The following is a 12535-nucleotide window of genomic DNA, read 5'->3' on the forward strand; positions in this document are numbered from 1 at the left end:
AATCTCTAGATTAAGTCCGATGAGGTATGTAGCTCTCTGGTACTACGGTTGAATATGTATATATATATGATCTTAAACTGGAAAGACCAGTATATAGAGAGAAAGATGATGCTGAGATGAAAATTTCAGGCACATAACGGTTGACAGTCCTATAGCTCAGTTGGTTAGAGCGCTACACTGATAATGTAGAGGTCGGCAGTTCAACTCTGCCTGGGACTACCAGTTGAAAAACGGGGGATTAGCTCAGCTGGCTAGAGCATCTGCTTTGCACGCAGAGGGTCAACGGTTCGAATCCGTTATTCTCCACGATAAACTCCGTAAGGGGTAAAAAAAGATCTTTGACGTATTGGACAACTTCAAAAAAGTAAAGTAACAAAAAAATAGAGCAAGCTGAAGATATATCAATCCGACACGGGCTTCAATTTTAGCAATAAAAGGAAGCAGTGTCAGTGATAAAGAAAGTAAGCAAGGGCAGACGGTGGATGCCTTGGCTCTCGGAGGCGATGAAGGACGTGATAAGCTGCGATAAGCTTGGGGTAGGTGCAAATAACCTTTGATCCCAAGATTTCCGAATGGGGCAACCCGGCTGGTAGAAGGCCAGTCATTCCGTAAGGAAGGCGAACGTGGGGAACTGAAACATCTAAGTACCCATAGGAGAAGAAAACAAAAGTGATTCCGCAAGTAGTGGCGAGCGAACGCGGAACAGCCCAAACCGATGATGTTTAGGCATTGTCGGGGTAGTAGGACCACGTTGTGGCAAGAGATTAAGGAAGTAGAACGTTTTGGAACAAACGGCCGTAGACGGTGAAAGCCCAGTATACGACTCTTTAACGAAGCCTAGTGGAATCCTGAGTAGCGCGGAGCACGAGAAATTCTGTGTGAATCAGCGGGGCCCATCCCGTAAGGCTAAATACTCCCGAGAGACCGATAGCGAACCAGTACTGTGAAGGAAAGGTGAAAAGCACCTCGAACAGAGGAGTGAAATAGTCCCTGAAACCGTCTGCCTACAAGCGGTCGGAGCAACGTAAGTTGTGACGGCGTGCCTTTTGCATAATGAACCTACGAGTTACTTTCTCCGGCAAGGTTAAGGGCTTCAGGCCCGGAGCCGAAGCGAAAGCGAGTCTTAATAGGGCGTGATAGTCGGAGTGAGTAGACGCGAAACCAAGTGATCTACCCTTGGTCAGGATGAAGGTTGGGTAACACCAACTGGAGGTCCGAATGGGTATACGTTGAAAAGTGTTCCAATGAACTGAGGGTAGGGGTGAAAGGCTAATCAAACTTGGAGATAGCTCGTACTCCCCGAAATGCATTTAGGTGCAGCCTTTATTTAGTATAGCATGAGGTAGAGCGACTGATTGGATGCGAGGGCTTCACCGCCTATCAAGTCCAGATAAACTCCGAATGCGTGCTATATATTGATAAGGAGTGAGGGCGCGGGTGCTAAGGTCCGCGTCCGAGAGGAGAAGAATCCAGACCATCAGCTAAGGTCCCCAAATAACAGTTAAGTTGAACTAACGAAGTCGGACTGCAGAGACAGCTAGGATGTTGGCTTGGAAGCAGCCATTCATTTAAAGAGTGCGTAACAGCTCACTAGTCGAGGAGTCCGGCGTGGATAATACTCGGGCATAAACTGTTTACCGAAGCTATGGATGTAGAAATACATGGTAGGGGAGCATTCCAACGGCGTCGAAGGTGAAGGATGACCTTTGCTGGAGCTTTTGGAAACGCAAATGTAGGTATAAGTAACGATAAAGGAGGTGAGAAACCTCCTCGCCGAAAGACTAAGGTTTCCTGATCAACGTTAATCGGATCAGGGTAAGTCGGGACCTAAGGTTAAGCCGAACGGCGATACCGATGGAAGAATGGTTTAATATTCCCATACTACTTTATGGAGCGATGTGGAGACGGAGAAGTGAAAGTCCTGCCATCTGACGGAATAGGTGGTTGAAGAGTGTAGATGTAGATTCCTGTAGGCAAATCCGCAGGGAGAGTCGACCTTGACAGTATGCCGCGTGCTTGCACAAGGCAAAATGGACGTAATCAGGCTCCCAAGAAAATCCGCTAAGCATATTCATAAAGTACCCGTACCGTAAACGGACACACGTAGTTGGGTTGAAAATACTGAGGCGCTCGAGTGATTCACGGTTAAGGAACTAGGCAAATTGACCCTGTAACTTCGGGATAAAGGGTCCCTACTGAGAGGTAGGGCGCAGAGAATAGGTCCAGGCAACTGTTTAACAAAAACACATGGCTGTGCGAAATAGAAATATGAAGTATACAGCCTGACACCTGCCCGGTGCTGGAAGGTTAAGAGGAGAGCTCATCGCAAGAGAAGGCTTGAATTGAAGCCCCAGTAAACGGCGGCCGTAACTATAACGGTCCTAAGGTAGCGAAATTCCTTGTCGGGTAAGTTCCGACCTGCACGAATGGTGTAATGATCTGGACACTGTCTCAACCGTGAGCTCGGTGAAATTGTAGTATCGGTGAAGATGCCGATTACCCGCGATGGGACGAAAAGACCCCGTGAACCTTTACTATAGCTTTACATTGAATTTGGGCAATCGATGTGTAGGATAGGCCGGAGACCGTGAAGCAGGTACGCCAGTATTTGTGGAGTCGCCGTTGAAATACGGCCCTTTGGTTGTTTGAGTTCTAACCCGCAGAAGCGGGGACACTGTATGGTGGGTAGTTTGACTGGGGTGGTCGCCTCCAAAAGAGTAACGGAGGCTTCTAAAGGTACCCTCAGACCGATTGGTAACCGGTCGTAGAGTGTAATGGCATAAGGGTGCTTGACTGGGAGACAGACAAGTCGATCAGGTAGGAAACTAGAGCATAGTGATCCGGTGGTTCCGCATGGAAGGGCCATCGCTCAAAGGATAAAAGGTACTCCGGGGATAACAGGCTGATCGCTCCCAAGAGCTCATATCGACGGAGCGGTTTGGCACCTCGATGTCGGCTCGTCACATCCTGGGGCTGGAGAAGGTCCCAAGGGTTGGGCTGTTCGCCCATTAAAGTGGCACGCGAGCTGGGTTCAGAACGTCGTGAGACAGTTCGGTCTCTATCTATCGTGGGCGTAGGATATTTGAGGGGCTCTGACACTAGTACGAGAGGACCGTGTTGGACAGACCACTGGTTTACCGGTTGTACCGCCAGGTGCACCGCCGGGTATCTAAGTCTGGATTGGATAAGTGCTGAAAGCATCTAAGTACGAAGCCAGCCTCAAGATGAGATATCCCTAGAGGGTCGTTGTAGACTACGACGTAGATAGGCTACAGGTGTAAGGGCAGCAATGTCGAAGCCGAGTAGTACTAATAGCCCGAGACTTTCGATCATGTAAGGGTTGATATATCAGCAGATGGCTGATGCCATATGTTTCTATTAGTTACTTCAGGTAATGGGGTTGTCCAGTCAAAATCTTACAAAGAGGTATTAAGGTGGTTATAGCGTTGGGGATCCACCTCTTCCCATTCCGAACAGAGAAGTTAAGCCCAACCACGTCGATGGTACTGCGTAAAAGTGGGAGAGTAGATAGCCGCCGTTTTTTAGGAGTGAGAGCGAAAGTTCTCCGTGAAGGAAGCCGATTCAGTTTTGAGTCGGCTTTTTTCGTTTCCGACAGCCCATTCTTTAGAGATCGTGTTTTTGGATGGCGAGTTTGTCCTCCACGACGTTATGTTTGATTTGCATGTAATGCTCGTATTGTAATGTCCCAAGATCCGGCAGGTGCACGAATGGGGGGATAAATGATCCGACCGTTCAGTGGAGAAAGCCCGACTTGGATCAGAATTCTACACTGGGAGTATAGAGGACACGCGGTGTACGACAAGAGGCTTAAGGAAGGCCGTTCAATGAAGAGGTTTAACCAGCCTTACAAATGGAAGGCATATCGTCCGACAAGCAGGAATCCAGAATCCGGGATTCCGGAAGATGCATTCTAGGAGCGGGAGGGTCTGATAAAAAACGGGGCCTCTCAGTGTTGAGAGCCCCCGCATAAAAGATCTTATTAAGATAGCAAACGCTTCGATTAACAAATTCTTTTTTTGAAGTCATAGTCAAGGTTACATATTTTTTCTTAGTCAAGGACTTGGATGCACAAACGTAGGCATTCCTTTTTTACTATGCAAGTATTTGTTTGTTTATTTTTGAAACAATCGGATTTTACTCTCTGAGTTATTGGAAAAAGTCGGCATGTCGACCGTTATCGTGGTCACTTGATGGGGGCGTGACGGGATATGAGCATGAGTTTTGCAATGGATATATTTTTGTGATTACTCTTTATCGATTAATCGGATTCCTTCAGGCTCGATATTGATTATCTTTTGTTTGTAAAGAGCCCCGATTGCCTGTTTGAATGCTTTTTTGCTGCAGCGAAATAGGGAATAAATAAGTTCAGGTTCACTTTTGTCATGGACGGCCGCATATCCTCCTTGAGCTTTGAGTGAATCCAGAATAGTCTTGGCAATACCTTCTACCTTTTGATATCCTAAGGGGGTAAGGCTGACATCTATCTTTTCGTCTTTTCTGACTTCTTTGATGTACCCTTTTAGATGTTCTCCTTTTTCCAAGCGTTGAAAAACTTCATTGTGATAAACCAATCCCCAATGAGTATTGTTGATGATTACTTTATAGCCTATTTCTGTGTCTTCTGCAACCAACAAATCGACCTCCTGGTTAAAGGAGTAATTGGGGATTACATTGTCTAAATATTTATCGATTCTAGCGGAGGCAACTATACGTCCAGTTACATGATCTACGTGTACATATACCAAATACCATTTTCCTTCTCGCATGGGCATTTTTTGTTCCTTAAATGGAACCAATAAATCTTTCATTAATCCCCATTCTAAAAAAGCACCTGTATTATTAACTGATTTCACTTCCATAAACTGGAATTCTCCTGCTTGAGCAAGTGGGTTGGCTGTCGTTGCAATCAGCCTGCCTTCATTGTCGTGGTAAATAAAAACCTCGACTTCATCTCCAGGTTTTACATTTTTTGGCACATAACGGGCCGGCAAAAGTATCTCCATCCCATCTCCACCATCCAGATAAACTCCAAAGTCCAGATCTTTTATGATCTTTAATGTATTATATTTTCCTATTTCTACCATTTCGCTATTTATTTTGAGGCAAAAGTACGGGAAAATAGCCTAATATCCTATATTTTTTATTTCTCAAGCAGCAATATAACAAAATTTGCATCGTTATAGTTGTAATAGTTTTTATAAGGAGTTTTTAGATGGACGGTTCCTTTGAAAGTTGTATCTTTGCAGTTCTAATTTAGAAATACTTAATAATAGCATGAGGTTGAAATATTATTTATTAGCCATTTTTTGTGTATTGATGTGTGCATGTAAAGCACCAAAAGATGTGATTTATTTTCAGGGTATAGATGATTTAACTCCTGATGAATTGGCAGAGATGAGCCAAGCATATACGATTAAAATAGAGAATGATGATCTTTTGTCAATTAATGTTACGGCTTGGGATCCTGTTGCCGTTACACCTTTTAATCCGCCAGTGTTTGCATATTCATCACAAGGAGAACAGCCATTGATTGCTTCTGAGTCAATGTATACTTATTTAGTAGATGAAGATGGGTGTATAAATTTTCCTATTATAGGAAAGGTTCATGTAGCGGGATTGACTCGTCAAGAAATTTCCAAAAAATTGGAATCAAAGATTTCTAAATATGTGAAAGATCCTTTAGTGAATGTTCAGCTTCTTAATTTTAGAATAGTACTTATGGGAGAATTTTCGCGTCCTGGTTCATATTCGGTAAAAAGAGATAGGGTATCAGTTCTTGACGCTATAGGTATGGCTGGAGATTTGCCTCTTACTGCAAATAGGAAAAATATTTTGGTAATACGGGATAACAATGGATTAAAAGAAACATGTCGTTTGGATATTACCAACCCAAACATATTCGAATCGCCATATTTTTATTTGAAGCAAAATGATATAGTATATGTAGAACCTATAAAAACAAAGCAACGTGCAAGAACTAGTTCGGATCGTCAGTTTACAATATCTTTATTTTCGACAGTGATCAGCTCCTTGTCTGTGATTGTTGCGATGGTGTTAAGCTTAACAAATAAGTAATATGGAAAATATGCAGAAAGATAGTGAGACTATAAGTCTGAAAAAAATAATAGTAGATTATTTATATCATTGGAAAGTTTTTTTAGTTGCAGCTTGTATTTCATTAGTTTGCGCAATACTATATATGGTGCTTTATCCTCAAACTTATGAATTTGTGGCTCGAATAAAGATTCAAGAAGATAAAAATCTTGGTAGTGGTGGAAGCATGGGATTGGGAGAGGCTGCCGGATTAATGAAATCGTTTGGACTGGGAAGTATTTCGGGGGGTGCCGTCAATATAGATGATGAAATTGCTATAATGTCTTCTAATGATTTGTTGAAGAAAGTTATTATCCGTTTGGGATTAAATGTTACATATAAGAAACCATATTCATTGATTTCTTTATATGAAGATTCTCCTTTGTTAATTATTCCGGACTCTTTGACTCAAGAAAATTTGGACTGTTTTGTTTCATTTAAAATAGAGGTAAGTAAAAATGGTGCTGTTTTAATAAAAATGAAAGAAACCGGTAAAGAGTATTCTTTTGCCTCTTTACCTGCTCAGCTTCGAGTGCCAGAAGGTGTATTTGATATATTATATGGAACAGAAGGAGATGTGACGAAGAAAATAGAAAAGCCTTTTTCTTTGAACATATCTGTATCTCCGGCAGGTTGGATGGCAGAAGATTTGGCAGAGGCAATAACTGTTGAAGAGTTTTCAAAAAATGCCAATACATTGGAACTATTGTATTCGGACTATTCAAGAAAACGGGGCAAGGATCTGTTGAATACTTTGATGGATGAGTATAATAATAGTTCTGAGTCTGTAAAAAAAGAAGAAGGACATAAAGCTATGACTTTTTTAGATGTTCGTATCAATGGTGTTTTACAAGAGCTTAATGGTATTGAGCGCACTATTGAAACTTATAAAATTAAGAATAAATTGACAGATATAGAATATGATGTTCAATTTTATGCTGATGCAGTGAAAAATATCCGAGAAAAAATTATTGAATATGAGGCGCAGAATCATATCATTAATTTGTTAGATACTTATGTGAAGGATCCTAAAAATAAGTATAGTGTAATTCCTGCCATGTTGTCTGCTGATGGCGAAAAAGGTGGAGCTATATCTGCTTATAATGAGGCTTTAATGGAAAGAGACAAAATAACTAAATCAACAAACTCAGTGAATCCTTTGTCTGAAATAGCTGATTCTCAGATAGACAAATTGAGAGATGGGGTTGTTTTGGCTATTGATAATGCACGAAAAAGCTCTCAGTTTGTATTGAATGATCTTAAGTCTCAAGAAAAAGCAATTATGAGTAAAATGGACTATGTTCCTACATACGAAAGAGAGTATCTTGATTATAAAAGACAGCAGGAAATTCTTCAAGGAGTGTATTTAATACTTTTACAGAAGAGAGAAGAAGTAGCTTTGTCTTTAGGTCAAGAGCGTGATAAGGGATTTATTGTAGATGCTGCAGTTGCTAAATATCGTCCTGTAGCTCCAAGAAAACTTTTTGCAGTTTTAGGATTTCTGATTTTAACAATTGTAATTCCAATGGGATATTTGTTCGCAAAACAGCAATTACGAGATTTGATAGATATTTATAAAAGAAAGTGAGAATTATATGCAAGTTATTATATTAGCCGCAGGGATGGGGAAGCGTTTGGGGGAACTTACTCAGAATAATACGAAATGTATGATTCGGGTAAATGGTGTGACCTTAATTGAACGTGTTTTGGATCAATTCTCTAAATTGAAGTTGAATAAGGTTATTATGGTAATCGGCTATAAGGGAGAGGAACTTCGTAGTTTTATTGGTGATTCATATAAGGGGCTACCGATTGAATACATTACAAATCCGATTTATGATAAAACAAATAATATCTATTCATTGTCTTTAGCAAAAGAACAGTTGCAGCAGGATGATACTTTACTTATAGAATCTGATCTTATTTTTGAAGACAAGGTGTTGGATAAAATTTTATCAGATCCATTTCCTAATATTGCATTAGTAGCCAAGTATGAAAGTTGGATGGATGGTACAGTTGTGATGTTGGATAATGACAATAACATTCTAAACTTTGTTGTAAAAAAAGCATTCAATTTTGATCATAAAGAATTTTATTATAAGACAGTCAATATCTATAAATTCAGTAAAGAGTTTTCAAGAACTCATTATGTTCCATTTTTGGATGCATATATAAATGCATTGGGTAATAACGAATATTACGAGCAGGTCTTGCGTGTAATTGCATTGTTGGATAAGCCAGATTTAAAGGCGTTGCCACTTCACGGTGAAAAGTGGTATGAAATTGACGATATTCAAGACTTAAGTAACGCTGAAACTATTTTTGCGGAAAAGGAGAATCAGTTGGCTTGCTATCAAAAAAGATATGGTGGTTATTGGAGATTCCCTTCTTTGTTGGATTTTTGTTATTTGGTTAATCCTTTCTTTCCTTCTTTGAAGATGAAGAAAGAGATGCGGGCTAATTTTGATATTTTACTAAGTGAGTACCCTTCTGGGCTGAATGTAAACTCTCTATTAATTGCGAAATATTTCGGATTGGCACAACAATATGTTTGTCCGGGAAATGGTGCTGCCGAATTGATTAAGTATTTAGTGGATGAATTAACAGGTTGCTTGGGTGTTGTTTATCCGACTTTTGAGGAGTATCCTAATCGTATGCAGGAAGATAAGGTGATTGCTTATGTCCCACAGAATAAAGATTTTTCTTATACAGCTGATGATTTGATGGCATTTTTTGCAGTTCGTGAGGTTGCTGCTATTTTATTGATTAATCCGGATAATCCTTCTGGAAATTATATTTCAAAAGTTGATGTAGTTCATTTAGCTAAATGGTGTAAGGATAAGAAGGTAACATTGGTTGTCGATGAATCGTTTGTCGATTTTTCTGAACAATCAGTGGATAATACTTTGTTGACTAATGAAATACTTGAAGAAAACCCTAATTTGGTGGTTGTGAAGAGTATATCCAAATCTTACGGAGTACCAGGGTTACGGTTAGGAATTTTAGCTTCATCAAATTTGCTTTTGATCGATCGTGTACGCAAAAATGTTCCGATATGGAATATTAATTCATTTGCAGAGTTTTATATGCAGATATTTAATAAATATGAACAGGATTATAAACAGGCGTGTCGTTTGTTTATCCGTGAGCGAGATCGTTTTTATGTGGATTTACAGCAGATAGGTTATCTACGTGTCATACCTTCACAAGCAAACTATTTTTTGTGTGAGGTTATTAGTAAATATTCTTCTAAAGAATTGACTGAATTACTTTTGAATGAATATAATATTTTAATAAAAGACTGTGGAACGAAGAAGGCCTTCCGAAATGGCGAATATATACGAATAGCAGTACGTTCAACTTTAGACAACCAACGTTTAATAGATGCATTAAAAGAATTATAATTGTTAAAAAAGATGGCAATGAAAATAATAGACTTTGAAACGATACGAAATCTTTCCATATCTCCGGCTGATTGTGTAAAGTGGGTAGAAACAGCATTAAGAATGAAATATGATAGTTGTTTACCTCATAAAATTAGTATGACAATAGAACCGGATGTCTTTTTTAATACGATGCCATCTTATTTGCCTTCTTGTGGACGTTTTGGGGTTAAGGTCGTTTCTCGTTTTCCGAAACGTGAGCCTGCATTGGTTAGTGATATTTTGTTGTATGATGCGACAAATGGTGATTTTTTGGCACTGATGGATGGAAGTTGGATTACTGCGATGCGTACTGGTGCTGTTGCGGCATTGTCCATACAGTATTTGAGGACTTCTTCAGCTCGGGAATATGCATTTATGGGACTAGGCAACACTGCTCGGGCAACACTGTTGTGCTTGATGGCTGTGTTAGAGGGGCCGTTGAACATTCGTCTTTTGTCTTATAAAGGGCAAGAGCTGGAGTTCATGAAGCGCTTTAAAGAATATTCTCGATTAAATTTTTCTATTTTTGAAAATGTGGAAGATTTGATTACAGGTGCAGATGTGGTTGTATCTTGCGTAACTGTTGCACATGGTCAGTTTGCATCGGATACATGTTTTAAGTCGGGAGTATTGGTCGTACCGGTTCATACGCGTGGATTTCAGAATTGCGATTTATTCTTCGATCAGATTTTTGCTGATGATGTCGCTCATGTAGAAGGATTTAAATATTTTAATCAGTTTAAACAGTTTGATGAGTTCGCCCGTATATTGTTAAAGCAGAATCCGGGTAGAACTTCAGATCAGGAGCGTATTTTGGCTTATAATATAGGTATTGCTTTGCATGATATTTATTTTGCTTCTCAAGTATACGACAAGGTCAAAGATTCATTACCAGATATTTCTTCGGATAAGTTAAGCGAGAAGTTTTGGGTATGAATTAGTTATGAATAGCAATGAAGTTTGGTCAAGATAATAAATACAAAGTAATTGTTCATAATACAACGTATTTGTCTGTACTTGAGATATTAAAAATGGTAATGCCTTTTGTAGCATTACCTTATTTGATATCTACAGTTGGTGCGGATAAGTACGGTTTGGTCGTTTTTGCACAGGCTATTATCTCTTATTTTATTATATTTATCAACTTTGGTCTGGATGTTTCGGCTGTAAAGAATGTTTCTATAAATCGTTCTGATAACGAGAAGCTATCGGAAGTTGTATCTTCAGTTTTGATTATTAAAGCTTTTCTTTTTATACTTTCTTTTTTAGCATTAGGAGTTTTATTATTATGTGTGAAGCAATTTAGAGATAATTATGTTTTATTTTTATTGTCTTTTTTATCTTGCCTTTCAGAAATTTTGTTTCCTGTTTGGTTTTATCAAGGGGTAGAAAAGATGAAATATATTACTTTGATTCGTTTTACTTCTATTTTCTTTTATACTGTTACAGTCTTTATTTTCATTAAAAATGAAAGTGATTATTTACTGATACCATTACTTCAGTCTTTAGGGTGGCTTTTATCAGGGGTTATTTCCTTTTTTATGCTAATTCGGGTAGAAAAGATATCCTTATTTGTGCCAACTATAGAATCGATTAGGCGGTATTTTAAAGAGAGCGTTCCGTTTTTTGTTTCTCGTGTATCAGTTGTGATTAATGCAAGTATGGCAAAGACGATTTGTGGAATTTTCTTTTCAATGCATGAAGTTGCAGTTTTTGATTTGGCCCAAAAAATTGCAATGACGGCACTTGTCCCTTTACAAATGTTGAATCAAGCTTTGTTTCCTCATATTGCAAAAACACTTGATCGGAAATTTGTCAATAAGTGTTTTCGATTGATTTTATTAGCTACAGGCTGTATCATTGTAATTGTATATATTCTTGCTCCATTTGCTGTTTTTGTTTTATCGGATGGTAAGTTGCCTGAATCTGTTGATATATTACATGTTTTTAGTTTGTTCATTTTTAGTGGAGGCATTACTTCTTTCACAGGGTCGCCAGTGCTGGTTTCTTTTGGTTATTCCAAGCCTTTTAATCGAAGTGTAGTTCTTTCGACTTTCGTCTTAATTGTAATTTATATGGTACTATATTTTACAAATTCATTCTCGATTATTAATTTTGCACTAGCCTTAGGTTTTGCAGAATTTGTAATAGCTATTTATAGGCTATATTATTGTAACCGTTATAAATTAATTATGCTTTATGGACGGGTTTAATCGTTTTAATCCAGAAGGTTCAGTGCTGAGACTTCATCAGATGAAGATGCTTCGCATTTTAGAGTTCGTAGATAGAGTTTGTAGGAAACATGGTATACGCTATTGGCTTAGTTCGGGAACATTGTTAGGTGCTGTTCGTCATGGAGGTTTTATACCTTGGGATGATGATTTGGACATAGAGATGTTATATCGGGACTATAAAAGATTGATGGAAGTCTTGCCTTTTGAATTGCCCTCTAATTTGGTGCTTCAAACAATGCACACTGATAGTAACTATGTTGCCCCTTATGCAAAATTAAGGGAAACGGATTCCTATATATCAGAAGTGAATAATATTGGTAGAAATTACAAATATAATGGGGTTTATATTGATATTTTTTATATAGAGCCTGTTAATTATCGGATGGCATGGATTGCATCTAAATTTCATGGATATATTTATAGACTTTCTTATTTAAAAAATGACCGATTAGGGATAAAAAAAGGAGTAATGAGGTGTTTGTTGTTCTTTTTGACTTATATACTTTATCCCTGCATTCGAATGATTGTTAAGTTATCTCATACAAAAGAGTACCGATTGGGATTAGGATCAGGTTTTTTGGGCGTAAGGTTGTTGGACAATATTTTTCCACTAAGTGAGGTGTCTTTTGAGGGAAAAATTTTTCCAGCTCCTGCTAATACTGATGGCTATTTGTCCTATTTATATGGAGATTATATGGTATTGCCAGATTTGAGTAAAATAACTTATCATGTAAATAATGTGGATATAAAAGAATAATATAA

At 38.7% G+C, this 12535-nt stretch carries 7 protein-coding genes, 2 tRNA genes and 2 rRNA genes; 10 read left to right on the plus strand and 1 reads right to left on the minus strand.

Features of this window, described 5'->3' with window-relative positions:
* Positions 1–145: 145 nt before the first annotated feature.
* The 4 genes from NQ542_RS01860 to rrf all read left to right on the plus strand — a co-directional run bounded on the left by NQ542_RS01860 (position 146) and on the right by rrf (position 3541).
* Positions 146–222 (plus strand) — tRNA-Ile (locus tag NQ542_RS01860).
* A 10-nt stretch (positions 223–232) separates the two neighbouring features.
* Positions 233–306 (plus strand) — tRNA-Ala (locus NQ542_RS01865).
* A gap of 149 nt (positions 307–455) precedes the next feature.
* Positions 456–3331 (plus strand): 23S ribosomal RNA (locus NQ542_RS01870).
* A 99-nt stretch (positions 3332–3430) separates the two neighbouring features.
* Positions 3431–3541 (plus strand): 5S ribosomal RNA (gene rrf, locus NQ542_RS01875).
* A gap of 724 nt (positions 3542–4265) precedes the next feature.
* Here the strand turns inward: rrf and NQ542_RS01880 are convergent.
* Complete coding sequence (locus tag NQ542_RS01880) at positions 4266–5105, minus strand: CvfB family protein (RefSeq protein WP_005636588.1); 840 nt, start codon at positions 5103–5105, stop codon at positions 4266–4268.
* 190 nt (positions 5106–5295) lie between these two features.
* Between NQ542_RS01880 and NQ542_RS01885 the strand changes: the two genes are divergently transcribed.
* The 6 genes from NQ542_RS01885 to NQ542_RS01910 are packed head-to-tail and all read left to right on the plus strand — an operon-like array spanning position 5296 to position 12530.
* Positions 5296–6096: a polysaccharide biosynthesis/export family protein gene (locus NQ542_RS01885; RefSeq protein WP_005651544.1), complete on the plus strand. Its 801-nt coding sequence runs from the start codon at positions 5296–5298 to the stop codon at positions 6094–6096.
* 1 nt (position 6097) lies between these two features.
* On the plus strand, positions 6098–7702 hold the full coding sequence (locus NQ542_RS01890; protein ID WP_005636584.1) for a GumC family protein: 1605 nt from the start codon (positions 6098–6100) through the stop codon (positions 7700–7702).
* A 7-nt stretch (positions 7703–7709) separates the two neighbouring features.
* Entirely contained in the window at positions 7710–9518 is a 1809-nt protein-coding gene (locus tag NQ542_RS01895) for an aminotransferase class I/II-fold pyridoxal phosphate-dependent enzyme (protein ID WP_005636582.1), read from the plus strand.
* Between the two features lie 18 nt (positions 9519–9536).
* Entirely contained in the window at positions 9537–10475 is a 939-nt protein-coding gene (locus NQ542_RS01900; RefSeq protein WP_005651542.1) for an ornithine cyclodeaminase, read from the plus strand.
* A gap of 17 nt (positions 10476–10492) precedes the next feature.
* Positions 10493–11752, plus strand: a complete 1260-nt coding sequence (locus tag NQ542_RS01905) for an oligosaccharide flippase family protein (RefSeq protein WP_005636578.1) — start codon at positions 10493–10495, stop codon at positions 11750–11752.
* Positions 11739–12530 (plus strand): LicD family protein, encoded by a 792-nt coding sequence (locus tag NQ542_RS01910; RefSeq protein ID WP_005636576.1) that lies wholly within the window; start codon positions 11739–11741, stop codon positions 12528–12530. The genes NQ542_RS01905 and NQ542_RS01910 overlap by 14 nt, the downstream gene beginning before the upstream one ends.
* Positions 12531–12535: the final 5 nt, after the last annotated feature.

Origin of the sequence: Parabacteroides merdae ATCC 43184 (assembly GCF_025151215.1) — a bacterium.
GTDB classification, from domain to species: domain Bacteria; phylum Bacteroidota; class Bacteroidia; order Bacteroidales; family Tannerellaceae; genus Parabacteroides; species Parabacteroides merdae.